24 protein-coding genes are annotated in these 24573 nt (G+C 68.3%); 12 read left to right on the forward strand and 12 right to left on the reverse strand.

Going from position 1 to position 24573, the window contains the following annotated elements:
• Position 1 precedes the first annotated feature (1 nt).
• Genes KB879_RS05390 through ureG form a run of 5 tightly spaced genes read left to right on the forward strand, consistent with a single transcriptional unit; the run spans position 2 to position 4021 of the window.
• A complete protein-coding gene (locus KB879_RS05390; protein WP_018313224.1) occupies positions 2-307 on the forward strand; it encodes an urease subunit beta in 306 nt (101 codons plus the stop codon).
• Positions 304-2022, forward strand: a complete 1719-nt coding sequence (ureC, locus tag KB879_RS05395; protein WP_269148705.1) for an urease subunit alpha — start codon at positions 304-306, stop codon at positions 2020-2022. The genes KB879_RS05390 and ureC overlap by 4 nt, the downstream gene beginning before the upstream one ends.
• Before the next feature lie 29 nt (positions 2023-2051).
• Positions 2052-2675 carry an urease accessory protein UreE gene (gene ureE / locus KB879_RS05400; RefSeq protein ID WP_153955104.1) on the forward strand — a complete coding sequence of 208 codons (624 nt, stop codon included), beginning with the start codon at positions 2052-2054 and terminating at the stop codon, positions 2673-2675.
• Positions 2676-2684: 9 nt separating this feature from the next.
• Positions 2685-3377: an urease accessory protein UreF gene (locus tag KB879_RS05405; RefSeq protein WP_013956046.1), complete on the forward strand. Its 693-nt coding sequence runs from the start codon at positions 2685-2687 to the stop codon at positions 3375-3377.
• A 14-nt stretch (positions 3378-3391) separates the two neighbouring features.
• Positions 3392-4021, forward strand: coding sequence for an urease accessory protein UreG (ureG, locus tag KB879_RS05410; RefSeq protein ID WP_013956047.1), 630 nt, complete (start codon positions 3392-3394; stop codon positions 4019-4021).
• Here the strand turns inward: ureG and KB879_RS05415 are convergent.
• The gene (locus KB879_RS05415; protein WP_249221255.1) at positions 4018-4290 is read right to left on the reverse strand and encodes a hypothetical protein; all 273 of its coding nucleotides are present in this window, start codon (positions 4288-4290) and stop codon (positions 4018-4020) included. The two genes, ureG and KB879_RS05415, sit on opposite strands and share 4 nt — an antisense overlap.
• Positions 4291-4411: 121 nt before the next feature.
• Between KB879_RS05415 and KB879_RS05420 the strand changes: the two genes are divergently transcribed.
• Complete coding sequence (locus KB879_RS05420; RefSeq protein ID WP_249221256.1) at positions 4412-4942, forward strand: hypothetical protein; 531 nt, start codon at positions 4412-4414, stop codon at positions 4940-4942.
• A gap of 50 nt (positions 4943-4992) precedes the next feature.
• On the opposite strand, the gene KB879_RS05425 is transcribed toward KB879_RS05420, so the two are convergent.
• A complete protein-coding gene (locus KB879_RS05425) occupies positions 4993-5685 on the reverse strand; it encodes a glutathione binding-like protein (protein WP_013956050.1) in 693 nt (230 codons plus the stop codon).
• A gap of 157 nt (positions 5686-5842) precedes the next feature.
• A complete protein-coding gene (locus KB879_RS05430; protein ID WP_013956051.1) occupies positions 5843-7105 on the reverse strand; it encodes an acyl-CoA dehydrogenase family protein in 1263 nt (420 codons plus the stop codon).
• A gap of 189 nt (positions 7106-7294) precedes the next feature.
• Between KB879_RS05430 and KB879_RS05435 the strand changes: the two genes are divergently transcribed.
• Complete coding sequence (locus KB879_RS05435; RefSeq protein WP_013956053.1) at positions 7295-8233, forward strand: LysR family transcriptional regulator; 939 nt, start codon at positions 7295-7297, stop codon at positions 8231-8233.
• Positions 8234-8497: 264 nt separating this feature from the next.
• Entirely contained in the window at positions 8498-9673 is a 1176-nt protein-coding gene (locus KB879_RS05440; RefSeq protein ID WP_153955105.1) for a CAP domain-containing protein, read from the forward strand.
• Positions 9674-9700: 27 nt separating this feature from the next.
• Here the strand turns inward: KB879_RS05440 and KB879_RS05445 are convergent, their stop codons facing one another.
• The 3 genes from KB879_RS05445 to KB879_RS05455 form a co-directional block, all read right to left on the reverse strand.
• Entirely contained in the window at positions 9701-10918 is a 1218-nt protein-coding gene (locus KB879_RS05445; RefSeq protein ID WP_211980869.1) for a hypothetical protein, read from the reverse strand.
• Complete coding sequence (locus KB879_RS05450; protein WP_013956057.1) at positions 10915-11553, reverse strand: sigma-70 family RNA polymerase sigma factor; 639 nt, start codon at positions 11551-11553, stop codon at positions 10915-10917. The genes KB879_RS05445 and KB879_RS05450 overlap by 4 nt, the downstream gene beginning before the upstream one ends.
• A gap of 79 nt (positions 11554-11632) precedes the next feature.
• Positions 11633-13333: a VWA domain-containing protein gene (locus KB879_RS05455; RefSeq protein WP_153955106.1), complete on the reverse strand. Its 1701-nt coding sequence runs from the start codon at positions 13331-13333 to the stop codon at positions 11633-11635.
• A 207-nt stretch (positions 13334-13540) separates the two neighbouring features.
• On the opposite strand from KB879_RS05455, the gene ggt reads away from it, so the two are divergent.
• The gene (gene ggt / locus KB879_RS05460) at positions 13541-15421 is read left to right on the forward strand and encodes a gamma-glutamyltransferase (RefSeq protein ID WP_013956059.1); all 1881 of its coding nucleotides are present in this window, start codon (positions 13541-13543) and stop codon (positions 15419-15421) included.
• 67 nt (positions 15422-15488) lie between these two features.
• Here the strand turns inward: ggt and KB879_RS05465 are convergent, their stop codons facing one another.
• The 4 genes from KB879_RS05465 to KB879_RS05480 form a co-directional block, all read right to left on the reverse strand.
• The gene (locus KB879_RS05465; protein WP_010809084.1) at positions 15489-16565 is read right to left on the reverse strand and encodes a phosphotransferase; all 1077 of its coding nucleotides are present in this window, start codon (positions 16563-16565) and stop codon (positions 15489-15491) included.
• A gap of 60 nt (positions 16566-16625) precedes the next feature.
• Positions 16626-17351, reverse strand: coding sequence for a histidine phosphatase family protein (locus KB879_RS05470; RefSeq protein ID WP_013956060.1), 726 nt, complete (start codon positions 17349-17351; stop codon positions 16626-16628).
• Between the two features lie 83 nt (positions 17352-17434).
• Positions 17435-18214 carry an oxepin-CoA hydrolase, alternative type gene (locus KB879_RS05475; RefSeq protein ID WP_013956061.1) on the reverse strand — a complete coding sequence of 260 codons (780 nt, stop codon included), beginning with the start codon at positions 18212-18214 and terminating at the stop codon, positions 17435-17437.
• 33 nt (positions 18215-18247) lie between these two features.
• Positions 18248-19771 (reverse strand): 3-hydroxyacyl-CoA dehydrogenase, encoded by a 1524-nt coding sequence (locus KB879_RS05480; RefSeq protein WP_013956062.1) that lies wholly within the window; start codon positions 19769-19771, stop codon positions 18248-18250.
• Positions 19772-19960: 189 nt separating this feature from the next.
• Between KB879_RS05480 and KB879_RS05485 the strand changes: the two genes are divergently transcribed.
• On the forward strand, positions 19961-20605 hold the full coding sequence (locus tag KB879_RS05485) for a glutathione S-transferase (RefSeq protein WP_013956063.1): 645 nt from the start codon (positions 19961-19963) through the stop codon (positions 20603-20605).
• A 96-nt stretch (positions 20606-20701) separates the two neighbouring features.
• Here the strand turns inward: KB879_RS05485 and KB879_RS05490 are convergent, their stop codons facing one another.
• Entirely contained in the window at positions 20702-21883 is a 1182-nt protein-coding gene (locus KB879_RS05490; protein ID WP_153955618.1) for a pyridoxal phosphate-dependent aminotransferase, read from the reverse strand.
• An 83-nt stretch (positions 21884-21966) separates the two neighbouring features.
• Entirely contained in the window at positions 21967-22494 is a 528-nt protein-coding gene (locus KB879_RS05495; RefSeq protein WP_013956066.1) for a putative toxin-antitoxin system toxin component, PIN family, read from the reverse strand.
• Between the two features lie 49 nt (positions 22495-22543).
• Here KB879_RS05495 and yaaA point away from each other — a divergent pair, with 49 nt between their 5' ends.
• Both yaaA and KB879_RS05505 read left to right on the forward strand, forming a co-directional pair.
• On the forward strand, positions 22544-23329 hold the full coding sequence (gene yaaA / locus KB879_RS05500; protein WP_041228327.1) for a peroxide stress protein YaaA: 786 nt from the start codon (positions 22544-22546) through the stop codon (positions 23327-23329).
• 26 nt (positions 23330-23355) lie between these two features.
• On the forward strand, positions 23356-24498 hold the full coding sequence (locus tag KB879_RS05505; protein ID WP_013956067.1) for a M14-type cytosolic carboxypeptidase: 1143 nt from the start codon (positions 23356-23358) through the stop codon (positions 24496-24498).
• Positions 24499-24573 lie beyond the last annotated feature (75 nt).

Here is a 24573-nt window from a genome sequence, read left to right on the forward strand (position 1 = left end):
CATGATCCCCGGTGAACTGATGCCCGCCGACGGCGAGATCGAACTGAATGCCGGCCGCGCCACGGTCAGCGTGACGGTGGCCAATACCGGCGACCGGCCGATCCAGGTCGGCTCGCACTTCCATTTCTACGAGACCAACACCGCGCTCGCGTTCGACCGCGAAGCCGCACGCGGCTTCCGGCTGAATATCGCCGCCGGCACCGCGGTGCGCTTCGAGCCCGGCCAGACGCGCACGGTGGAACTGGTGGCACTGGACGGCGACCGCATCGTCTACGGCTTCAACGGCAAGATCATGGGAGCGCTGTGATGGCAAAGATCTCCAGGCAGGCCTATGCCGAGATGTTCGGCCCGACCACCGGCGACCGCCTGCGGCTGGCCGATACCGGGCTTATCATCGAGGTCGAGAAAGACTTCACCATCTATGGCGAGGAAGTGAAGTTCGGCGGCGGCAAGGTGATCCGCGACGGCATGGGGCAGAGCCAGCGCATGGCGAAGGACTGCGTCGACACCGTCATCACCAATGCGCTGATCGTTGACCACTGGGGTATTGTCAAGGCCGATATCGGCCTGAAGGGCGGGCGCATCGCGGCGATCGGCAAGGCCGGCAATCCGGATATCCAGCCGGGCGTGACCATCGTGGTCGGACCGGGCACCGAGGTGATCGCGGGCGAGGGCATGATCGTCACCGCCGGCGGCATCGACAGCCATATCCACTTTATCTGCCCGCAGCAGATCGAAGAGGCGCTGATGAGCGGCGTCACCACCATGATCGGCGGCGGCACCGGGCCGGCCACCGGCACCTTCGCCACCACCGTGACGCCGGGGCCGTGGTATATGGAGCGCATGCTGCAGGCGGCCGATGCCTATCCAATGAATATCGGCCTGCTGGGCAAGGGCAACGCCAGCCAGCAGGGGCCGCTCCTGGAGCAAGTGGAAGCCGGCGCCATCGGCCTGAAACTGCACGAGGACTGGGGCACCACGCCGGCGGCGATCGACACCTGCCTGTCGGTGGCGGACGCGACCGACACCCAGGTGGCGATCCATACCGACACGCTCAACGAAGCCGGCTTTGTCGAGGCCACCATCGCCGCGTTCAAGGGCCGCACCATCCATACGTACCACACCGAAGGCGCGGGCGGCGGCCATGCGCCCGACATCATCAAGGTGTGCGGCGAGGCCAACGTGCTGCCGTCGTCGACCAACCCGACGCGCCCGTACACGGTCAATACGCTGGACGAGCACCTCGACATGCTGATGGTGTGCCACCACCTGGACCCGTCGATTGCCGAGGACATTGCCTTTGCCGAAAGCCGCATCCGCCGCGAAACCATCGCCGCCGAAGACATCCTGCACGACCTGGGCGCGTTCTCGATGATCTCCAGCGACTCGCAGGCCATGGGGCGCGTCGGCGAGGTCATCATCCGCACGTGGCAGACCGCGCACAAGATGGCGCTGCAGCGCGGCAAGCTGCCGGGCGATCCCAACGATGCGCGCGGCGGGCACGACAATTTCCGCGTCAAGCGCTATGTCGCCAAGTACACCATCAACCCGGCGCTGACGCACGGCATCGCCCATGAAGTGGGCTCGGTTGAAGTCGGCAAGTGGGCCGACCTGGTGTTGTGGCGTCCGGCGTTCTTCGGCGTCAAGCCCAGCCTGATCCTGAAGGGCGGCATGATTGCCGCGGCCGCGATGGGCGATCCCAATGCGTCGATCCCGACACCGCAGCCGGTGCACTACCGGCCGATGTTTGCTTCGGCCGGCGGGGCGCTGCACCGTTCGTCGTTGACCTTTGTGTCGCAGGCGGCGCTGGCGGCCGGCATCGGCGAGCGCTACGGGCTGGCCAAGACGCTGTCGGCGGTGCGCGGCACGCGCACGGTAAGCAAGCGCGACATGGTGCACAATGACTGGCAGCCGCATGTCACGGTCGATCCGGAGACCTACCAGGTCGTTGCCGACGGCCAGTTGCTGACCTGCGAGCCCGCCACCGAGCTGCCCATGGCGCAACGCTATTTCCTGTTCTGACTGGCCGGCGCCCGCGCCCCGCATCGCCCATGCTGAAGATCGACAAACTCCTGAGCGCCCCGCACGGCATCGCGCCCGTGCTGGTGCGCCGCGCGCCCAAGCTGATCCTGCCCTTCGCCGAACGCAGCAAGAGCCGCCTGCGCGCGGTGCTCGACAACGGCGACGAAGCCGCGCTGTTCCTGCCGCGCGGCACCGTGCTGCGCGGCGGCGACCTGCTGGTGACTGAAGACGGCAGCTTCGTGGAAGTGCAGGCCGCTACCGAGGCAGTGCTGGAAGTGCGCGCGCAAGACCCGCATGCGCTGATGCGTGCGGCCTATCACCTCGGCAACCGCCATACGCCGGTGGAGATCGGGCGCGACTACCTGCGGCTGGAATACGACCCGGTGCTTGCCGACATGCTGCAGCGCCTGGGCGTGCGCGCCGAGCGTGCCGAGCTGCCGTTCGAGCCGGAGGCGGGGGCCTATGGCGGCGGGCACAAGCATGGGCACGATGCGACGTTTGCGGAGGACTATGCGGCGGCGCAGGCGGTGTTTCATGAGCATCATGGGCACGACCACGGGCATTCGCATGGACCTTCGCACGGACATGGTCATTCCCACGATCACGGTGATCCGCACCATGTCCACGATGAGCATTGCGGACACAAGCATTGATTGCGTGCCATGACCGGCCTGCCCCAACTGATCTCGCTGCTACATCTGGCATCGCCATCCCTGCCGATCGGCGGCTTCAGCTATTCACAAGGACTGGAAGCTGCGATCGATTGTGGCAGCGTGCACGATGCGCCGAGCGCCGAACGCTGGATTCGCGACAACCTGCTGCATGTGCAGGCGCAATGCGAAGCGCCACTGTGGCTGCTGCTGCATCGTCACTGGCTGGCCGGCGACGCTGGGCAAGTACGGACGTGGAACGACTGGTTCCGCGCCACGCGCGAGACTTCCGAGTTGCGGCTTGAGACCGAGCAGATGGGCTGGTCGCTGTCCAGGCTGATTGCGCAGATGGAGTGGGGCGCGCCGGTGCTACGCGAGACGCTGGCGGCGCTGTCACCGGTCTGCCTGCCGACGGCGTTCACTGCGGCATGCGTGGCGCTTCAGGTCGAGGCGCGCGATGGCCTCGCCGCCTACTGCTTTAACTGGGCCGAGAACCAGGTCGCCGCGGCGATCAAGGCGGTGCCGCTGGGCCAGGTGGCGGGGCAGCACATGCTGCGGCGCCTGCACGGCGCGGTGCTCGACACGGTCGATGAAGCCGCGCGCCGCGCCGAAGCCACGCCGCCGCAACTCTCCACCTTTTCCCCGATGCTGGGCCTGCTTTCCGCGCGCCACGAAACGCAGTACTCCCGGCTGTTCCGATCCTGAACTCATACCGCACCATGACCCAGGCCCGTACCAAGAAGAACCCTCCGCTGCGCGTCGGCGTCGGCGGCCCGGTTGGCTCCGGCAAGACCACGCTGCTGGAGATGCTGTGCAAGGCGATGCGCGACCGCTATGACCTGGTCGCCATCACCAACGACATCTACACCAAGGAAGACCAGCGCCTCCTGACGATCTCCGGCGCGCTGCCGGCGGAACGCATCATGGGCGTGGAAACGGGCGGCTGTCCGCACACCGCGATCCGCGAAGACGCCTCGATCAACCTGGAGGCGGTGGACCGCATGCTGGCGCGCTTCCCGGATGCTGACGTGGTCTTCATCGAGTCCGGCGGCGACAACCTCGCCGCCACCTTCAGTCCAGAACTTTCTGATTTGACGATCTACGTCATCGACGTAGCCGGCGGTGAGAAGATTCCGAGAAAGGGTGGGCCGGGCATCACCAAGTCCGACTTGCTGGTGATCAACAAGACGGACCTGGCGCCATACGTCGGGGCATCGCTGGAAGTGATGGAGAGCGATGCACGCAAGATGCGCGGCGCCCGGCCGTTCGTGATGGGCAGCGTCAAGTCCGGGCAGGGCCTGGACGAGGTGATCCGCTTTATCGAACGGCAGGGCATGCTGGGCGTCTAGTCTTTGTTGTCGCCCTTGGCATCGGATGCGGCGCTGGGGGTGTGAGTCAGCGACGGGCGGAAGCTGCCCTTGCCCGCCAGCGCCCGTGCCACCGCGGCCATCAGGTTCAGCTCGGGCTCGGTCAGCTCCGCCATATGGCGCACGGTGGCCTCGATCGCCGCGCGCTGGCGGTTGCCGAAGGGCGCGCGCGATTGTTCCACCTGCAGCTGGCTGGCGTCTTCTTTCTCTGCGCAGGCGAGACCCAGGCTGAATTTGCCGCGGACCGCCATGAATGGTGGGGCTGCCTGCGCGGGGGCCTGCGGCTGTGGTCGCCCGGGCGCGGCTGCCTGCTGCTGGGCGGCGGCGAGCTATTTTGCGCCGGCGCCAGGCGTGCCGATGCAGGTGCAGGCAATGGTCGACACCATCCTGGTGCGCACCGTGCCGCAAGGGCCTGCCGATGCCTCGCGGCCGGTGGCGCTGCCTGCGGGCGGATGGCACTGCGCGCTGGGCGGCATTGCCGCGGTCGAGGCCAATGGCGCAGAGGGGATGGCCGGCATGCACGTATTGCCAGCCGAGGTGGTGCGGGCACAGGACCCGCAGCCGGAGCAGGGCATGCGGCCGGAGTTCATCCGGCTCGACCAGTCAGGCGAAGACTGGGCGCAGCGGCTGCAGGCGCGCGGGCTGCGCTGGGCGCTGTGCTACCGCGGCGCCATCGGCCTGCACTGGCATGGCGCGCTGGTGCGGGCCGGCGGGGACATGGCCTTCCTGCAGCCCGGCACGCTCTACGCGCCGGACCCGCACGAGTCATGCCGGCTGTTGCCGGGCACCGGCCTGCTGTGCTGCTTCGGACCGGGCGATGACGCGGACCTTGGCGTTGCGGCCCGCGGCGGCCGGCGCGCGGACGGATATGCCGTTGCGTGCCACGCGCTGGCGCCGGCCTGATGCCAGGCGAGGCAGCCGGGGCCAGGGTCCCGGCTGCTGCAATACCAGGCTCAGTGCCGCTTGTATTGCGTGGCGCCGAACAGCACCTCGCGTGCCTTGTCGTCCTGCAGCGCCTTGCGCGCGCTGGCCAGCACCTCCACGCCGCGCTTGACCGCGGGGCGCTCTGCGATCTCGTTGAACCAGCGCTTCAGGTGCGGGTAGTCGTCCAGGTCCACGCCCTGGTTCTGCCAGCTGCGCAGCCACGGGAAGGTGGCGATGTCGGCGATGGTGTACTGCTCGCCGGCCAGGTAGGCGTGCTTTGACAACTGCGTGTCGATCACTCCGTACAGGCGCCTGGCCTCGTTGGTGTAGCGGTTGACCGCGTACTCGATCTTCTCGGGCGCGTACATGCGGAAGTGGTGCGCCTGGCCCAGCATCGGGCCCACGCCGCCCATCTGGAACATCAGCCACTGCAGCGCCTCGTACTTGCCGCGCACGTCCTCGGGCAGGAACTTGCCGGTCTTGCCGGCCAGGTAGAGCAGGATGGCGCCCGATTCGAACAGCGAGATCGGCTTGCCGTCCGGGCCGTCGGGGTCGACGATGGCGGGGATCTTGTTGTTGGGGCTGATCTTCAGGAAGTCCTCGCCGAACTGGTCGCCGGCGCCGATATTGATCGGATGGACCTTGTACTCCAGGCCGCATTCTTCCAGCATGATGTGGACTTTGTGGCCGTTGGGCGTGGCCCAGGTGTAGACGTCGATCATCGCAAAAGATCTCCTGGCTGCGATCGTTGGGGATGGCCACATCAACCACTGACGTGGCGAACCGGGCGATTTAAGCACAGAAGAAAAAAACGCGCAGACTGGCTGCGCGTTTTCCATACTGCCGGCAGGGCCGAAGCCCCGCGGCGTTGCCAGGCGGTCAGAACCCGCGTGCCACCGGCATCCTGATGTCGTCCGGGTTCAGATTCATGTGCTTGGCCAGCTCCAGCTTGGCGATGGCGTTGCGGTGCACCTCGTCCGGGCCGTCGGCCAGGCGCAGCGTGCGCTGGTGCGCCCACCAGTTGGCCAGCGGGAAGTCGCTGGAGACGCCGGCGGCGCCATGGACCTGGATGGCCCAGTCGATCACCTTCAGCGCCACGTTCGGGGCGATCACCTTGATCATGGCGATCTCGGCCTTGGCCACCTTGTTGCCCACGGTGTCCATCATGTACGCTGCCTTGAGCGTCAACAGGCGCGCCATCTCGATCTCGCAGCGGGCTTCGGCGATGCGTTCCTGCGTCACGCCCTGGCTGGACACCGGCTTGCCGAAGGCCACGCGCGACAGCGCGCGCTTGCACATCAGTTCCAGCGCGCGCTCGGCCACGCCGATGCTGCGCATGCAGTGGTGGATGCGGCCCGGGCCCAGGCGGCCCTGCGCGATCTCGAAGCCGCGGCCTTCGCCCAGCAGGATGTTCGAAGCCGGCACGCGCACGTTCTTCAGCTCGATCTCCATATGGCCGTGCGGCGCGTCGTCGTAGCCGAACACCGGCAGGAAGCGCTTGATGGTGATGCCCGCGGTATCGGCCGGCACCACGATCATCGACTGCTGCTCATGGCGGCCGGCGTCGGGATTGGTCTTGCCCATCACGATGTAGACCTTGCAGCGCGGGTCGCCTGCGCCCGACGACCACCACTTGGTGCCGTTGATCACGTAGTGGTCACCGTCGCGCTCGATGCGGCATTCGATATTGGTCGCGTCCGACGAGGCCACGGCCGGCTCGGTCATCAGGAAGGCCGAGCGGATCTCGCCGGCCAGCAGCGGCTCGAGCCACTTGTCCTTCAGTTCCTCGGAGGCATAGCGCTCCAGCGTCTCCATGTTGCCGGTGTCGGGGGCCGCGCAGTTGAAGACCTCGGCCGACCAGGGCACCCGGCCCATGATTTCGCACAGCGTGGCGTACTCCAGGTTCGACAGGCCTTGCGGCGCACGCGGCGAGCGCGGCAGGAACAGGTTCCACAGCCCGGCTGCACGCGCCAGCGGCTTCAGTTCCTCGATCACCTTGGTCGGTACCCAGGCGTTGCCCGCGCGGCGATTGGCGTCGATTTCCTCCGCGAAACGCTTTTCGTTCGGGTAGATGTGCTGGTCGAAGAAGGCCAGCAGCTTGGCCTGCATTTCCTTGACCTTCGGGCTGTATTCGAAATCCATGTGGTCTCCTCGCTACGGAATCAGTGGACGCCGGGGTGGGTGGCGGCGCCTCGTTGGCCTCGGCAGGCCCCGGCATCAGTGCGGCATGGGCCGATGGAATGCACTCTATCTGAAAGCCGGTAATAAGAAAAATGAATTTTCTGGATTTGCCAGTATCAATTCCCTGCATTCCGTGCCAGAATCTTCGGCATGCAGCTCTCCCGCATCGACCTGAATCTCTTCGTGGTGTTCGACGCCATCTACAGCGAAGGCAGCATCACCGCGGCCGCGCGCCAGCTCAACCTGACGCAGCCCGCGGTCAGCCATGCGCTGGGCCGGATGCGCACGCTGTTCGACGACCCGCTGTTCGAGCGGCGCGGGCAGGGCATGGCGCCCACGCCGCTGGCGCGCTCGCTCGCCGCCGAGGTGCGCAGCGCGCTGCAATCGTTCGCGCGCACGCTGCAGGATACGCCGCACTTCGATCCCACCAATACCGTGCGGCGTTTCACCATCGGCATGCGCGACGCGCTGGAATCCACGCTGCTGCCGCCGCTGATGGCGCGTGTCACGGCAATGGCGCCGCAGGTGGAGATCGCCGCGATCCGCTTCGACCGCCGCGAGATGGAGTCCGAGTTGCTGGCCGGCACGCTGGACGCCGCGCTGGACATCTTGCTGCCGGTCTCGCCCGCCATCCACCACGCGCCGTTCATGGCCGATCCGATGGTGGTGCTGGCGCGGCGCGACCATCCGCTGGTGAAGAAGGAACTGACGCTTGAGCGCTACCTGGCGGCCGAGCATGTGCACGTGTCGTCGCGCCGCCGCGGCGCCGGGCTGGAAGACCAGGCCCTGCACCGCATGGGCCTGACGCGGCGCGTGCGCCTGCGTTGCCAGCACTATGCGGCCGCGTGCCGCGTGGTCAGCTGCACCGACCTGCTGGCCACGCTGCCGCTGCGCTATGCGCGCATCGCCAATGAGCCCTATGCCAACCGCCTGCTGTCGCTGCCGTTCAAGGTGCCGTCGCTGGAACTGCACCTGTACTGGCATGCGGGCGGCGAAAACGACGGTGCCAACCGCTGGCTGCGCGAGCAGCTGATGGCCGTGATGGCCGCGCTCGGCACCGGCATGGCCGACGTGGCTGCCGCCAGCTAAGTGCGCCCGCGCCCGCATGGCTGGCACCGCAAGCACCCCGCGCGGCGCCCCGGTGCGGCGCGCGCGGGTCACACGTAAGGAATTGTTCATGGGCTAGACCCTCCCGGTCCGCGCCCATACCATCGTCCGGTCTTTCTGCCCCCGGCGCCGCCGCCGCGAGCCCGTGTCCACACGGTGCTGGCGATGGTTGCCGCGCCGGCTGTCCGCGCCTGCGGATCCCCCGGGGCAGGTTCCTTCCTCCGATGACCACGACGATTCAGAACGATGACCGGGAAACGCTTGCTTGCTGATCACCAACCCATGCCTCCGCGACGCGCGCGGCGCACCACGCTCGCCCTGACCACCTTTTGCGCCGCTGCGGCGCTGGCACTGTCCGCATGTGGCGGCGGTGGTGGCGATGGGGGCGATGGGGGCGGCGGCGGTACTTCGTCGAACGCATCGCAAGCGAACGGGCAGGCCAGCGCGCCGTCCGGCTCGGGCTCGACCACGCCATCCACCGCAGGTGCCTGCTATACCGTCAGCGGCACGGCGCCGGCACCCGCGGCGGGCGGCGGCGTCTCGCTGCTGCCGGCGCGCGGCAGTGCGGTCAGCAATTACCGCGTGCTGGAAGAGCCGCGCACCGCCGGCCTGTGCTACGCCAACTATCGGCGCGAGCAGGTGGGCCTGCCGCCGCTGGCGGCACGCGATCCGCTCAATACCGTGGCGCAGAACCACACTGCCTACATGCTGGCCAACGCCACGCTGACGCACGACGAGACCAGCGGCAAGCCGGGCTATACCGGCGCCACGCCCAACGAGCGCATCCAGGCCGCCTATCCGACCAATGCCACCGCGGAAGTCGTGGCCGGTGCCAACCGCTGGACTTCGGTTGCCAATGCGCAGCTGTCGATGTCGCCCAAGGACGCGCTGGTGTCGGACCTGGTCAACGCGCCGTTCCACCGCGCCGCGCTGCTGGGCAGCTACGGCTCGGCCGGCAGCGGCTTTGCCGAGCGCGTGGGCCCGGACGGCAGCGGCACCTCGGCCAGCTACTACCAGACCATCGACCTGGCCGATGCATCGAAGGGCGGCAGCGACAACCAGATGGTGGCCTACCCGTACAACGGTCAGGCCGACGTGCCGGCCAGCTGGGTCAACTCGGAAAGCCCCAATCCCGCGCCGGGCTACGAGGGCAAGACCGTGGGCTATCCGGTATCGCTGCAGGCCATCAACACCTCGCTGCAGTTCGATGCCGACAACTTCGTCATCACCGACGCGCAAGGCAACAATGTCAGCTGCCTCAAGGTTGACAGCCGTTCGTCGGGCCTCTCCAGCGCGGCACGCGGCCTGGCGATCTGCACGCCGGTGGCGCCGCTGGCCAGCCAGCAGCGCTACAGCGTGCGGGTCACCGGCCGGCTGGGTTCGCAGCCCGTGGACCTGAGCTGGTCGTTCACCACGCGCTGACCAGCACTCGCCAACGCACCGGCGCGCTCATTGCGGCGCGCCGTGGCGCAGTTCGATGCGCACCTGGCCCGGGGCCAGCGTGCGGTCGGCCTGCACGGCAAATGGCACCGGCGGGCGTTGTGCCGCCGGCATCGACTGCCAGAGCCGTCCTGCCCATTCCCTGATTGCCTCACTGTCCGGTTCGGCCGCCAGCAGCGTGACCGATGCCGCCGCCGGCATGCGCGCAGCCGTGGCGGCGGGGTCGTCCTGGATGGACACGACCATGCTGGATGCGGTGTGCGCGGCGGGGGCGCGTGCGGCCGCCATCGGCGGCGCCGCCTTGCGGGCGAAGTCTGCCTGCGGCGCGGCCGCCGGCGGTGCCGCGGGTGCCGGCATTGCCGGCTGCGGGACTGCCTCTGCCATGGCCGGATACGCGGGAGCGGCCGGTGCGGCGGCCACAGCCGGCGCCTGGGCGGATAAGCTTTCGGTCGCCTGCGGCGGTGCTTGCGTGGCGGCCTCGCGTGGCGCCGTGCCCCGGGCCGTTGCCGGCGCGCGGCTGAGCTGCCCGGCGTGCGCCGGGGCAGGCCGCTCTTCCCGCCGCGCGGCCGGGGCAGCTTTCGGGGCTGGCGGCGGGTTTGCCGGCGCGGCGGTCCCAGACTCCGCCGCAGCTTGTGGTGCGGGCGCTGCTGCCATCTCTGCGGCGGGTGCCGCGGCCGGGGCGGACACCTGTTCAGGCGCCGATGCCGGCAGCAGTGCGCCGTCATCGATCTGCCGCAGTACGATGCTGGTGGTCAGCCCGGCCACCGCCGCGACGCTGGCCACGAGCCCCAGCGAGCGCCACCAGCGCCGCGCGCGCGCGGCGCGCGCTGCCATGGACTGCGCTGTGGTCCGTGTTGCCCGTGCTGGTGTTGCCGCCTCCGCCGCCTGTGCCTGCAGCCATGCGCTGGCAGCGGCACCGACCGGGGCACCCAGAATCTCCGCTGCGGGCTCGCCTGACGCCACGCGCGCAAGCAGCGCATCGCGTCGCGCAGCCTGCGCCGCCTGCAGGCGCGCGGCTTCTTCCAACACCGCCGTGGCAAGCGTTGGCGGCGCGGCGAAGGGCAAGGCCGCCGCGCCGGCCCGCAGGCGATCCGCTTCCTGTTGTGCCGCACGTGCGGCCGCGTGCACCGACTCCGCCAGCGCAGCGGACGACGCGTAAGCGGGCAGCTCCCGCAGCAGTGCCGAAAGCCGGTCCTTGCCGTCGATAAATCGGTCGGCCGCGTTCACGACGGCGTCTCCTGCGAGCCCGGCACGCTGCCGGCCAGGTCTGCGCGCAGGCGCGCAAACGCATAGCGCAGCCGGCTCTTCACCGTCTCGAACTTCTCGCCGAGCATCTGCGCAATCTCTTCGACGCTCATGTCGCTGAAGAAGCGCAGCACCACCACCTCGCGCTGGGCGACGGGCAACTGCAGCAGCGCGCGATGCACGTGGTGCGCGTGCTGGCGCAACTGCAGCTCCGCTTCCGGCGACAGGTCGTCGGCCGGCATCTCCGCTGGCTGGTCGTCCAGGGCTTCGCGCTGGCGCGCATCGGCGCTGCGCACCTGGTCGAGCCAGGTATTGCGCGCGATCTGGAACAGGAAGGTGCGGAACGCCGCGTCCGGCTGGTAGTCGCCGCAGCGGGTCATCAGCTTGACCCAGGTCTTCTGCGCGATGTCTTCCGCTTCGCCGCGGTTGCCCTGGCACAGCCAGGCCACGTAGTTGTAGAGGCCGGCGTTATGGCGGCGGAACAGCTCGGTGACGGGCTGCTCGATGATGCCGCCCGCCACCAGCAGCATCAGGTCATGGTCGGGCAGCGCCGACAGCGCTGCGCCGGGCGTGGCGGCTGTGGGCGCGGCGGAAGGGACGGGGTCGGGTGCCTGCATGCGCCCGAGTATAGGAGAGCGCAAGGCGGCGCGACAGTCTGCCGCGCCGCCTTGCGCCGGCTCGCGGCCCGGGCTGGTGTCAGCGTGCCGCATGCTCGGCCGGCCCGCCGCTGCTGGCGCCGGTCGGACTGGCCGTGCCCAGGCTCTGTGCCAGGTCCACCAGCTTGAGGAACTCGCCCCGATAGCCAAAGCGGTCGGTGCCGCGGGCGCCCTGGGCCAGCGCGCGGGCATCTGCGTAGCGCCAGTCGCCGGTGAACTTGCCGCCGCGCAGCACCTGGCCGAAACCGGCCACCGCCGCGGCAAAGCGGAAGTCGTCATCGCCTTGCGCCAGCGGGCGGATGGCCTGCCGCGCGACGGTGATGTCCATCAACTGGCTGGTGCTGGCGGCGGGCAGCTTGTAGCGCAGCTTGATGTGCGCCAGTTCGCCGTCGCGCCCCGGCACGGGTGCGGCCAGCTGGTAGCGCAGCGGATCGACCAGCCCGGGCTGGCCGGCCAGCGTCAGCTCATACAGCGCCGTCACGGTGTGGCCCGCGCCGATATCGCCGGCATCGACCTTGTCGTTGTTGAAGTCCTCGCGCGCCAGCATGCGGTTCTCGTAGCCGATCAGGCGATACTCCTTCACCGTTGCCGGATTGAATTCCACCTGGATCTTCACGTCGCGCGCGATGGTGGCCAGCGTCGAGCTGATCTCGCTGACCAGCACCTTGTTGCCTTCCATCAGGTTGTCGATATACGAATAGGCGCCGTCGCCGGCATCGGCCAGCTGCTCCATCAGCTGCTCGTTGTAGTTGCCGGTGCCGAAGCCGAGCGTGGACAGCGACACGCCGGACTTGCGCTTCTCTTCCACCATGCTCTTGAGCTGCCGGAAGTCGGTCACGCCCACGTTGAAGTCGCCGTCGGTGGCCAGCAGCACGCGGTTGATGCCGCCGGCGATAAAGCTCTGTTGCGCGGCCTGGTAGGCCAGCGCGATGCCACTGGCGCCGGCGGTGCTGCCCCCGGCCACGAGCTGGTCGACGGCGGCGCTGATGGCGGTCTTGTCGCTGCCCGGCGTGGGCGGCAGCGCCACGCGCGTGCCGCTGGCATAGGTGACCAGCGTGATGCGGTCCTGCGGGCGCAGCTTGTTCACCAGCAGCTTCAGCGAAGACTTCAGCAGCGGCAGCTTGTCCGGCGAGTTCATCGAACCCGATACATCCACCAGGAATACCAGGTTGGCAGGCGGCAGCGCGCCGCTGGCCATGTCCTTGCCCTTGATGCCGATGCGCAGCAGCACATTGGCCGGGTGCCAGGGCGCGGGCGCCAGCGCGGCATGCACGGCGAACGGGCGACCGTCGGCGGGCTGGGCATAGTCATAGGGGAAGTAGTTCAGCAGCTCTTCCACGCGCACCGCATCGGCCGGCGGCACGCGCCCGGCATTGAGCATGCGGCGCATATTGCTGTAGCTACCGGTATCGACATCGATGCTGAAGGTGGATACCGGCGCCTGCGCCACCAGCCTGACGCCGTTTTCCTCGATGACGCCGTAGCGTTCGCGCTCGGCCGGCGCAGGCGGCGGCAGGTGGTAGGGCATGGCCAGCGCGGCGCGCGGGGCGACGGCATGCAATTCCATGGCGGGCGTTGCCTGGCCAGCCTTGGCGGCCTGGTCGTGCGTGGGCGCCGGCGCTGCGGGTGGCGGCACAGGCTGTGCCACTTCCTGGGGAAGCGACGGCGAATGCCCGCCGCAGGCCGACAGCGCCAGTGCGGCAGCAAGACTGGAAATGACGGCCGGTGCGCGAAGTTGCATGTTTTTCTCCTGAGCGGCCGCGGGGCGGGTTCCCGGTCATGACGGCCTGTCGATGAAACGGCGCAGATTAGCGATCGGGGTTAAACCGGGAGAATTTTTTGCTGCGCCTTCATGTGGCCCCCGCATGTGGCGGCAGTCAGACTTTCTTGCCCCAGAATGCGCCGATCGCCACTACAATCGTTTGATCCTTCCCCCAGGAGATATCGCATGGCTCACCCTGACCTCTCTTCGATGGCGTGGCGCGGCGCGCTGGCCCTTGCCCTGACGGCGCTGCTCGGTGCTTGTGGTACCCAGGGCGGAGGGACCGCCACGCCGGCCGCGCCTGCCGCCCCGACCGCGACCACGCCACCGGCCGCCATGCCGCCGGCACCGGAAGTGTCGTCCGGCTATCGCCCCGGCATGTCCACGGCCTACGCGCAGCGCCATATGGCGGCCGCGGCCAACCCGCTCGCGAGCGAGGCCGGGCGCGCCATCCTGCGCCAGGGCGGCTCGGCCATCGATGCCGCCATCGCGATGCAGGCCGTGCTGACGCTGGTCGAGCCGCAGGCCACCGGCATCGGCGGCGGCGCCTTCATCATGTACTGGGATGGCAAGAACGTTCAGGCCTTCGACGGCCGCGAGACCGCCCCTGCCGGCGCCACCGAAAACCTGTTCCTGCGTTCCGACGGCAAGCCCATGGAGTTCAGCGAGGCCCAGATTGGCGGACGCTCCGTCGGCACGCCCGGCGTGATGCGCGCGCTGGAAATGGCGCACCGGAAGCACGGCCGCCTGCCCTGGGCCAAGCTGTTCCAGCCCGCCATCGACCTGGCGGAGAAGGGCTTCCCGATCTCGGAGCGGCTGTACACGCAAGTGGCGGCCGACAAGTTCCTGGCCAATTCGCCGGAGATGGCCGCGTACTTCCTGGATGCACAGGGCAAGCCCAAGCCGGCCGGCACGGTGCTGAAGAACCCGAAGCTGGCGCAGACCCTGCGCGATGTCGCCCGGCGCGGTGCCGGCGTGCTCTACAGCGGACCGATCGCGCGCGATATCGTCGCCAAGGTGAACGATGGCAGCAATGCCGGCTCGCTGTCGCTGGCTGACCTGGGCAGCTACCGGGCCAAGCAGCGCGTGCCGGTCTGCACCGACTACAAGCGCTGGAAGATCTGCGGCATGCCGCCGCCGTCGTCGGGCGGCATCGCCATCGCGCAGATCCTGGGCACGCTGCAGGCGCTCGAAACCAAGAATCCCAAGTACGCGCTGGCCGCGCTCAAGCCACAGGGCGTGAACACGCCGGCGGTGATGGAGGCCAATCCCGACGCGGTCCACGCGATCTCCGAAGCTGACCGCCTGGCCTATGCCGACCGTGGCCTGTACGTGGCCGATACCGACTTCGTGCCGGTCAACGTGACCGGCCTGGTCAGCCCGTCCTACCTTGCCACGCGCGCGGAGCTGATCGGCGACAAGAGCATGGGCAAGGCCCAGCCAGGGGTGCCGCCGGGCACGGCGATGGCTTACGCGCCCGACCGTTCGCCGCCGCGCGTTTCCACCTCGCAGATCGTTGCGGTCGATGACCGCGGCGGGGCGATTTCGATGACCACCACGATCGAGTCGTACTTCGGCTCGCATCTGATGGTGCGCGGTTTCATGCTGAACAACCAGCTGACCGACTTCTCCTTCGTGCCGAGCGAGAACGGCAAGCCGGTGGCCAACCGCGTGGAGCCGGGCAAGCGCCCGCGCTCGTCGATGGCGCCGACGCTGGTGTTCGACCGCGAGAGCGGCCAGCTGGTCGCCACGGTCGGTTCGCCGGGCGGCTCGCAGATCATCGAGTACGTGTCCAAGACCCTGGTCGGCATGCTGGACTGGAACATGGACGTGCAGGCCGCCATCGGCATGGGCAACTTCGGCAGCCGCAACGGCCCGACCGAGGTGGAGAAGGGGCTGGTGTCGCCGGGCCTGGTGCAGGCACTGCAGCAGCGCGGCCACCAGGTGGCCGAGATCGAGATGACCAGCGGCACGCAGGCCATCATGCGCAAGCAGGGGCCTGACGGCAAGGCGGTGTGGGCGGGTGGTGCGGACCCGCGGCGGGAAGGGGTGGCGCTGGGGGATTGAGCGCCGCGCGACGCGGATGAAAAACGGGCGCCTCGGCGCCCGTTTTCTTGCCGCAGCCGTTGCTGCGTCAGCCCTTCGCCTTCTGCGCGTACTGCCACCCCATCTCCGCCATCGGCCGCGCGCGCTTGCCCGCGTCCAGCGCCTGCGCCGACGACGCGGTACCGTCCACCACGCGCTTCATGATCCCCTGCAGGATGCCGGCGATGCGGAACATGCTGAAGGCCAGGTAGAAGTTCCAGTCGCCGGTGATCGGGCGGCCGGTGCGCTGCTCGTACAGGCGGCGGTAGCTGGCTTCGTCGGGGATGCCCAGTGCGGCGAAGTCCACGCCTGCAATGCCGCGGAACTGGCCCGGGGCGATATGCCAGCTCATGCAGTGATAGCTGAAGTCCGCCATCGGGTGGCCCAGCGTGGACAGTTCCCAGTCCAGCACCGCCAGCACGCGCGGCTCGGTCGGGTGGAACATCAGGTTGTCCAGCCGGTAGTCGCCATGCACGATCGAGGTCAGGTCGGCGTCTTCCTGCGGGATATGCTGCGGCAGCCAGTCCATCAGCGCGTCCATTGACGGGATCGATTCGGTCTCGGACAGCTTGTACTGCTTGGTCCAGCGCTCGATCTGGCGCTGGAAGTAGTTGCCGGGCTTGCCGTAGTCGCCCAGGCCGATGGCGTTGTAGTCGACCGTGTGCAGCGCGGCGATGACGCGGTTCATCTCGTCGTAGATGGCGCTGCGTTCGGCGGTGCTCATGCCCGGCAGCGACTGGTCCCACAGCACGCGGCCGGCGACGAACTCCATGATGTAGAAGGCGCGGCCGATCACGGACTCGTCCTCGCACAGCGCGTACATGCGCGCCACCGGCACGTCGCTGCCGGCCAGCGCGGCCATCACGCGGTACTCGCGCTCGATCGCGTGCGCCGAAGGCAGCAGCTTGCTCTTGGGGCCGGGCTTGGCGCGCATCACGTAGGTCTGGCCCGGCGTGACCAGCTTGAAGGTCGGGTTGGACTGGCCGCCCTTGAACTGCTCCACGGTCAGCGGGCCGGCAAAGCCCTCCACGTGCTGGCGCATCCAGGCTTCCAGCGCGTCGGTGTCGAAGCGCTGCTGGTCCGCCACCGGGCGCGTGCCCTCGAAGTGCGATACGTTGCTCGTCATGCTGTCTCCGTTGGTTTTCTGTTCGGTATCGGTTGGGATTCGATCAAGTCCGCGGCGCACTCAGCCCTGCGGCTGGCGTCCGCGCAAATACTGGTGCAGCAGCACTTCCATGGTGGTGTGGCGCGTGCCGCTGTGAACGGGCGTGGGCGGCGAGTAGTTGGTCATGCGCACCACCCAGTCGAGCGGATCGTCGCCCATGTCGAGCACATTGATGCAGCCCGCGGTCTGCAGCAGCGAGCCGAAGAACACGCGCCGTCCGCAGGTGATGGCCTGCGACAGGATGGCGCGGTTGGTGCCGCCATGCAGCACCATCAGCGCGGTGTCCCAGTCGGGATCGGCGCGCAGGCGCTCCAGCGCGGGCAGCACGCGGTCGAGGAACTGGCCGATGGTCTCGCCGTTGAGGAAGCGCTTGTCTTCGGGGACTTCGCCCTCGAAGGCGCCGACGAAGGCGTCGCGCAGGTCGTGGTCGGCGATGGTGGACAGGTCGCCGCCACGGATTTCCTGCAGCGCGGGCCAGACTTCCGGCACCACGTCGTCCATCCCGGGCAGTTCGGCCAGCACGCGCTCAGCCGTCTCGACGGTGCGCGGCAGGCCGCTGACGATGACGCGGTCGAAGCGAATCTGTTCGGCGGCAAAGGCGCGCCCGGCGGCGGTGGCCTGCATGCGGCCGGTCTCGTTCAGGGGCACCATCTCGGGCAGGGCAGGGCGCCCGGCCTCGTCAAAATATGAAACGGCACCATGCCGCATCAGGTAGATGCGGCGACGCGAGGACGGCGGCAATTCCATGCGTTGTCTCCTTGCATTGTGCCGGCATGCCCGTCTGCCGCGGGCTGGCCGTTCGGGTAAAGCCAGGCGTCCGGCGCCCGGCTTCAGCGGTACTGCGGCTTGCGCTTTTCCAGGAAGGCGCTGATGCCTTCGCCGCCGTCGGGGTGATGCAGCGCGGCGACGAAGCTGTCGCGCTCGGCCAGCAGGTGTTCGGCGCGCGATGCGGTGGCCGCGTGGTTGATCAGATCCTTGATGCGGCCCACGGCGTGCGGCGACTGGCGGGCAAGGCCGGCGGCCAGGCGCAGGGCCTCGTCCAGGGCCTGGCCCGGCTCGGTGACGCGGTTGACCAGCCCGAACTGCGCCAGCCGCGCCGCGTCCACCGGCTTGCCTTCCATCATCAGTTCGCTGGCCAGCGGGCGCGGCAGCGCGCGTGCGATCTCGTACGAACCGCCGCCGTCGGGCGTGAGCCCCACGGAAACATAGGCCATCACGAACTTGGCATTGCTGGCCGCCACTACAAAGTCGCACGCCAGCACCACCGAGAAGCCCGCGCCCGCGGCCGCGCCTTCCACCGCCGCGATGATCGGCTTGGGAAAGGCGTGCAGCGACTCGACCCAGCCGTTCAGCAGGGCGATGCTGGCGGCCTGCACCTCCTGCGGCTGGCTGCGGTTGCCGAGCAGCCGGTTCAGGTTGCCGCCGGCGCAGAAAATGCCGTCGGCGCCGGTGATGATGACTGCGCGCACCGAGTCATCGGCCGCAGCCTGATCCAGCGCCTGCTGCGAGGCCGCGTAGATGTCCGGGTGCAGCGCATTGCGTGCCTCGGGGTTCGAGATGGTCAGCACCAGCGTCGAATCGACGCGGTGGGAAAGCAACTGTGCGGGCATGGGCGTGGCTCGGTCGGTGGGGCGGTGGCGGGCTTACTGCTCTTCGGCCAGCAGCGACAGGCCCAGGCCGGCACGGCGCCACAGCCACGGGCTCGGGCGGTAGCGCATGTCGCCGGTGAGCGCTTCCATGTTGCGCAGCGTCTCCAGCACCAGTTGCGGGCCGACCGCATCGCCCAGCGCCAGCGGGCCCTTGGGATAGCCCAGGCCCAGGTTGACGGCGAGGTCGATGTCCGACGGCGTGGCGATGCGTTGCTGCGCGATATCGCTGGCGATATTGATGATGCAGCAGAGCACGCGCTGCGCGACGAAGCCGGCCGAGTCGCGGATCACCGTGACCGGCACGCCGTCGCTGCCAAACAGGCCGTGCGCGGCATCACGGGCGGCGGCGCTGGTGGCCGGCGTGGTCATCAGCGTGCGGCGCTTGGTGGCCTCGAACGGCAGCAGCGTGTCGATGGCGACGGTGCGGGCCGGGTCCAGGCCCTGTTGCAGCGCGCTGGTGGTGGCGTCCAGGCCGAGCGGGGTGACGATGATCAGCGCATCGGCCGACGGCTTGTTGCCGCCTTCCGGGGTCACGCCCAGCGCGCCCAGCAGCTTGCTCACCATGGCGTGGCCGCGCTCGCTGGCGTGGCTGACCCACACGCTCGACGGGCGCGCGCCCGGCACCGCGGCAGCGGCCGGCACTTTCTTCTGGCCATCGGCGTACGAATAGAAACCAGCACCCGCCTTGCGGCCGATCAGCCCGCCGACCGCGCGGATCGCGGTGATCGGCGAGGGGCGGTAGCGCGGTTCCTGGTAGAACTGGTTGTAGATCGATTCCATCACCGGGTGCGACACGTCCAGCCCGGTCAGGTCCATCAGCTCAAACGGCCCCATGCGGAAGCCGGCCTGCTCGCGCATGATGTTGTCGATGTCGGAAAACCCGGCCACGCCTTCCTGCGCGACCTTCAGGCCTTCGATATTCATGCCGCGGCCGGCATGGTTGACGATAAAGCCCGGCATGTCCTTGCAGCGCACCGGCGTATGGCCCATGCGGCGCGACAATGCCATCAGCGCGTCGCCCACCGCGGGGTTGCCCGACAGGCCGTCGATGACCTCGACCACCTTCATCAGCGGCACCGGGTTGAAGAAGTGGTAGCCGGCGATACGGCCCGGGTGCCTGGCGCCGACTGCGATGGCAGTGATCGACAGCGACGACGTGTTGGAGGCAATGACGGCGTCTTCACGCAGGACCGCTTCGAGCTTGGCGATCAGGTCGCGCTTGACTTCCAGTTTCTCGACGATGGCTTCCAGCACCATGTCGCAGCCGGCCAGGTCTTCCAGCGTGCCGCAGGGCTTGACGCGGGCCAGCGTGGCCTCGGCGTCGGCAGCGCTGATCTTGCCCTTGTCGGCGAGCTTCGCCAGCGTGTCCTGCAGGTACTGGCGCGCGGCGGCCACCGCTTGCGGGTTGGTGTCGTACAGGTTGACGGTCAGGCCCGCCTGCGCGGCGATCTGCGCGATGCCCCGGCCCATGGCGCCGGTGCCGACGATACCCAGCGTATCGATGGTGAAAGTGCTCATCATTCGTCCCAGAAGTTGTGGTTAAATTAGCACGATCGTACGTTTTTTGCACCTTCCGCGACAGTCCAGCGGGGCAGGCGGCGTGCGCTGATCGGCCAGCCGGTACACTGCAGACCCCGGATGGTCCACAATCACCCGACATCCGCACCGGGCGATGCGGGGATCATTCCAATAACGGAGAGAGACGACATGCTGAAGCTCTGCGGTTTTGCCGCCAGCAACTACTACAACAAAGTGAAGCTGGCGCTGCTGGAAAAGAACGTGCCGTTCGAAGAGGTGCTGGCCTGGATCGGCCAGACCGACCCGGCAGCCACGCCCGCGGGCAAGGTGCCCTACATCATCACCGAATCCGGCCCGCTGTGCGAGTCCGAAGCCATCGTCGACTACGTAGAGGCGGCCTATCCGCAGACGCCGCTGCTGCCGGGCGACCCGTACCAGGCCGCCAAGGTGCGCGAGATCGTCGTCTTCATGGAACTGTACCTGGAGCTGACCGCGCGCGAACTGTACCCCGAGGCATTCTTCGGCGGCAAGGTCAGCGATGGCGTCAAGGAACGCCAGCACAAGCTGCTGACGCGCTATGTCCCCGCCTTCGCCAAGCTGGCGAAGTTCTCGCCGTATATCGCCGGCGACACCTTCACGCTGGCCGACTGCGCCGCCGCGGCGCACCTGCCGCTGGTGTCGTCGTGCACCAAGATCATCTACGGCACCGATCTGCTGGCCGACCTGCCGGTCAAGGACTACCTGAAGACGCTGTCGGCGCGCGAATCGGTGCAGAAGGTCAATGCCGACCGCAAGGCCAATCTTGAGCTGATGGCGAGCCGCAGCAACAAGTAACCGGCAACAAGCCGGCCACAAAACCGGCGGCACAAGGTAAAACGCCCGCGATTGGATCGCGGGCGTTTTTCGTTGGCGCAGAGGCCAGGCCTGCGCCTACAGCTTGCCCAGCCGCTCCAGCGCCAGCGCCAGTGTCTCTTCCTTCTTCGCAAAGCAGAAACGCACCACGCCCGATTCACGCGGCTGCGTGTAGAAGGCCGAGACCGGGATCGCGGCCACGCCGATCTCGCGCGTCAGCCACATGGCGAAGTCGGCCTCGCTCAGGTCGGAAATGGCCGAGTAGTCGACGCACTGGAAGTAGGTGCCGTCCGACGGCAGCAGCTTGAAGCGGCTGTTGGCCAGCCCGGCGCGGAAGAAGTCGCGCTTGGCCTGGTAGAACGCCGACAGCTGCAGGTAGGGCGCGGGATCGGCCATGTAGTCGGCCAGGCCGTGCTGCACCGGCGTGTTCACGGTGAACACGTTGAACTGGTGCACCTTGCGGAACTCGGCCATCAGCGCGGCCGGCGCGGCCACGTAGCCGACCTTCCAGCCGGTCACGTGGTAGGTCTTGCCGAAGCTCGAGATCACGAAGCTGCGGCGCGCAAGCTCAGGATGGCGCGAGACCGAGGCGTGCTGCTGGCCGTCGTAGACCATGTGCTCGTAGACCTCGTCCGAGAGCAGCAGGATGTCGGTGCCGGCCAGGATCTGCGCCAGCTGGTCCATGTCGGCCGCGCGCAAGATCGTGCCGGTGGGGTTGTGCGGCGTGTTGATCAGGACCATGCGCGTGCGCGGCGTGATCGCGGCGGCCAGCTTGTCGAAGGGCACGCGGAATTCCGGCGCTTCCAGCGTGACCGGCACGGCGGTGGCGCCGGCCAGCTCGATCGCGGGCAGGTAGCTGTCGTAGCACGGCTCCAGCACGATCACCTCGTCGCCCGGATGCACCGCGCACAGGATCGCGGTCAGGATGCCCTGGGTGGCGCCGGCGGTGACGGTGATCTCGGTGTCCCAGCTGTACTGGTGGCCATAGAGGCTGGCGATCTTGGCGGCGATGGCCTGGCGCAGGCGCGGCACGCCAGCCATCGGCGGGTACTGGTTATGGCCGGCACGCATGGCAGCGGTCACGGCATCGACGATCCTGGGGTCGCAGTCGAAGTCTGGGAAGCCCTGGCCCAGGTTGACGGCGTTCTTCTCGGTGGCCAGCGCGGACATCACGGTGAAGATGGTGGTGCCGACGGCGGGCAGGCGCGAAGGCGGCGGGGTCAGCGGCGTCAACTGGGTGTGGGTGGTGTCTGCGGACATGATGCGAACGTGTCGATGCGGTGGGGACGGGGTGCGATCAGGCGTGCGGCGCCACCACGTAGGCGGCGCCGGGAGCCGACATTCTAAAGCGGATCGGCGGCGCTGGCGGCGCCAAGCGCGGCCAGCCAGGCGCCGAAGGCCGGTGGCGTCATCACTTCCACGCCGCTGCTGCGGCGCAGGCGGCTGCGCAGCTTGAGCACGGCCTTGTCCTTCGATACCAGGCAGGCGGCGCCGGCAAAGTGGGCCAGCTCGATGAACTTCTGGTCGTCGGTGTCCTTGCAGCGCGGCAGGCTGATGGCGTCGTAGTCGGCCTGCGGCGGCGCGGCTTCCAGGCTGGCGAGGCGGTCGACAGTGGCCAGCGCGGCATCGATATCGACGTCAAAGCGGGCAAATTGCGGATAGGCCAGCACCCGGCGCAGTTCCTCGCGGCAGTCGGCGCGGATCACCGGGGCGATGGTGCCGGCCTCAAGCGCGGTGCGGATCGGCTCCACATGGGGGTCGCGGAAGACCAGCAGGTCCACCCAGATGTTGGAGTCGAGCACCACGCGCGGCGCTGATGTGACGCCGGCGGGGCTGGCGAAGAGGGTGGTTCCGGTGGTGTCGAGGCGCATTCGCTACAATCTTGGCTTGTTTGTCCTTGGCTACTGCCGCGATTTTGCCATGCTCATCGTTTTGTCTCCCGCCAAGTCGCTGGACTATGAGACTCCTCCGCGCCTCAAGACCCATACGCTGCCGCGCTTTATCGACCGTTCCGCCACGCTGATCGAGCGCCTGCGCAAGCTGGCGCCGCAGGATGTGGGCGCGCTGATGGACATCTCCGACAAGCTCGCGGTGCTCAATGTGACGCGCTACGGCGACTGGTCGCCGGAGTTCACCGCGGCCAACAGCAAGCAGGCGGTGCTGGCCTTCAATGGCGACGTCTACGATGGCCTGGACGCGAAGACGCTGTCGGCCGATGACCTCGGCTTTGCGCAGAAGCACATCCGCATCCTGTCCGGCCTGTACGGCGTGCTGCGCCCGCTGGACTGGATGCAGCCCTACCGTCTGGAGATGGGGACGCGCCTCGATAACGTTGCCGGCAAGGACCTGTACGCGTTCTGGGGCGACGATGTTACGCAGATGATCAACGCCGACATGGCCGCGCTCAAGCAGGAAGGCGCGCCGGTGCTGGTCAACCTGGCCTCGGAAGAGTATTTCAAGGTGGTGCGGGCCAAGGTGCTGCAGGCGCGCATCGTCACGCCGGTGTTCGAGGACTGGAAGGGCGGCCGCTACAAGATCATTTCGTTCCACGCCAAGCGCGCGCGCGGCACCATGGCACGCTACGCGGTGACGCAGCGCGTGACCGAGCCGGAAAAGCTCAAGCGCTTTGCCGAGGACGGCTACGCCTTCGACGCCGCGGCCTCGGATGCCACCCGCTGGGTGTTCCGCCGCCGCCTGGAAGACTGAAACCCATCGCCACGAGACTGCCAGCCATGCCTGCCGACATGCATATCTCTTCGCAATTCGACTCCGGCGCCATCGAGGTCGAGGCACTCGACCGCGCCGACGATATCCGCCTGCGCATCCGCGCCGACTCGCACGCCGACTTCCGCCAGTGGTTCCATTTCCGCCTGCAGGGCGCGGCGGGGCAGGCGTGCCGGATGCACTTCCTGAACGCCGGCGACTGCACCTATCCGGATGGATGGCGCGACTACCGCGCGGTGGCCTCGTACGACCGCGCCAACTGGTTCCGCGTGCCGACGCGCTTCGACGGCCAGGTGATGACGGTGGAATGCACGCCCGAGCACGACAGCATCTGGTTTGCGTATTTCGAGCCGTATCCGGATGAGCGCCACCTGTCGCTGCTGGCCAGTTGCCAGCGCTCGCCGCTGGCGCGGCTGTCGCACCTGGGCAGCACCGTGGACGGGCGCGACATGACCCGCGTCACGCTGGGCCAGCCCGGCCCCGGCAAGAAGACCGTCTGGATGATCGCGCGCCAGCACCCGGGCGAGAGCATGGCCGAATGGTTTGTCGAAGGCGTGCTGCAGCGCCTGACCGGCACCGGCATGTGGGCGGGCGACCCGGTCGCGCGCAAGCTGCTGGAGCGCGCGGTCTTCCATATCGTGCCGAACATGAACCCGGACGGTTCGGCGCGCGGCAACCTGCGCACCAATGCCGCCGGCGCCAACCTGAACCGCGAGTGGATGGCGCCGAGCCCGGATACCAGCCCCGAGGTCTACCACGTGCGCCGCGCCATCGAGGCCAGCGGCTGCGACATGTTCTTCGACATCCATGGTGACGAGGGACTGCCGTACAACTTCGTCGCCGGCAGCGAGATGCTGCCGGGCTTTACCGAGGCGCGCCGGCGCGAGCAGCAGCGCTTTATCGAGGCCTTCAAGCGGGCCTCGCCGGATTTCCAGGATGTGCACGGCTACGCGGCCAGCAAGTACAACGCGGATGCACTCAAGCTGGCGTCCAAGTACATCGGCCATACCTTCGGCTGCCTGGCGCTGACGCTGGAGATGCCGTTCAAGGACAATGCCGATCTGCCGGATCCGGCGGTCGGCTGGAACGGCGCGCGCAGCGCGCTGCTGGGGACGGCGATGCTGCAGGCGATCCTGGACTACCTGGGCTGAGCCAGCGCAAACGGCCCAACCGGACGAAACCGGGTGGGCCGGAACGGCCTTGGCGCGGACGCGGTGCGCCCGCTT

It is taken from the genome of Cupriavidus sp. KK10, assembly GCF_018223725.1.
Classification (GTDB): Bacteria; Pseudomonadota; Gammaproteobacteria; order Burkholderiales; family Burkholderiaceae; genus Cupriavidus; species Cupriavidus necator.